Origin of the sequence: Streptacidiphilus pinicola (assembly GCF_003258295.1) — a bacterium.
Lineage (GTDB): Bacteria > Actinomycetota > Actinomycetes > Streptomycetales > Streptomycetaceae > Streptacidiphilus > Streptacidiphilus pinicola.
Window position 1 is genome coordinate 1 of sequence record NZ_QKYN01000147.1, and the last position, 1363, is coordinate 1363.

Annotated in this window: 2 protein-coding genes; both read left to right on the plus strand. The window is 66.2% G+C overall.

The window, feature by feature from the left end; translation table 11 throughout:
• The first annotated feature begins 40 nt into the window (after positions 1-40).
• Positions 41-852 (plus strand): IS5 family transposase gene (locus tag DN069_RS31715; RefSeq protein ID WP_111506688.1). Its coding sequence is split into 2 segments (ribosomal slippage): positions 41-395 and positions 395-852, totalling 813 coding nucleotides; the frame shifts between segments, so codons are not numbered across the junction.
• A gap of 36 nt (positions 853-888) precedes the next feature.
• Positions 889-1323 carry a DUF6086 family protein gene (locus tag DN069_RS31720; RefSeq protein ID WP_111506689.1) on the plus strand — a complete coding sequence of 145 codons (435 nt, stop codon included), beginning with the start codon at positions 889-891 and terminating at the stop codon, positions 1321-1323.
• Positions 1324-1363: the final 40 nt, after the last annotated feature.

Sequence of the window (1363 nt, forward strand, 5' to 3'; positions counted from 1 at the left end):
AGACATCGTTTCTGTTGGTCGTGGCGCTCGTTCAGAGGACATGGCGAGCCTTGCTGAGCGTCTGGTGCCTGACGAATTGTGGGAACTGTTCCGCCGGGTGGTTCCACCGACGGAAGTGGTGCGCCCGCAGGGTGGCGGCCGACGTCGTGCGGGTGACCGCGAGGTACTGACCGCGATCATCTTCGTGGCCACGTCCGGGTGCACCTGGCGGCAGCTGCCGCCGGTGTTCGGTCCGTGCTGGCAGACGGTCTATCGGCGCTTCGCCCTGTGGAGCCGAGACCGGGTGTGGGCTCGCCTCCACAGGGTGATCCTCGACGAGCTGGGTGCCCGCGGTCAGCTGGACTGGTCGAGATGCGCGATCGACTCCGTGAGCCTCCGGGCAGCAAAAGGGGGCAGCTGACGGGACCGAATCCGACCGACCGGGGAAAGTTGGGATCGAAGATCCACCTCGTCACAGACAGAAACGGTCTGCCCTTGTCGCTGGGCATCTCCGGCGCGAATCTGCACGACAGCCAGGCCCTGGAGCCGTTGGTCCGAGGCATTCCGCCGATCCGCTCCCGCCGCGGACCGCGACGTCGACGCCCCGGCAAGCTCCACGCCGACAAGGGATACGACTACGAAGGCCTTCGGCGGTGGCTTCGCAGCCGTGGCATCATGCCGCGAATCGCCCGGAAGGGGGTCGAGTCCTCCCAGAGACTTGGACGTCATCGTTGGGTGGTGGAGCGAACCGTGTCCTGGCTGGCTGGATGCCGGCGGCTCCACCGCCGCTACGAACGCAAGGCCGAGCACTTCCTCGGTTTCGTCGGGATCGCCGCCGCGTTCATTTGTTTCCGTCGTCTCGCCGCAACCTGACTACGCTTCCGTCATCGACAACAGGGAGACGCAGCGGTGAGCCAGTACTTCGACCTGGGCGAGCAGACCCTCTGGAACCCATCCAACGGGGCGGCCAGGCTGTTCCTGCGGCAGGTCTCTGTCTTCGAGGCGGAACTCGGCTGGCCGTCCGGTCTCGGTGAGATGCGCGAAGACGAGTGCCAGATCGACCCCGCGGCGCTGAAGGCGTTCGTTGAGGCTCTGTTGGAGCAGCACCTGCGAACGAGCCATGCGGTCATGATCGCCCTCTCGGAAGGCTTCGTTGCGACCATGCTGGTATTGGCCGAACGGGCCGGCATCGAACTCGCCTGGCCAGTTGGCGACCCAGCGACCTGGGACACCAACAAGGACGTTCAGGTGCCGGGTCCTGCATCGGACACCGCCAGCGCAGGAGCACGACCGGACCGGCTCCGGGCTGAGTCCCACGAGCTGAGCCGCTTCATGGTCCGCTGAACAGACCCGCCCCGGTCAGCGAGCCATTAGAAACCGCGTC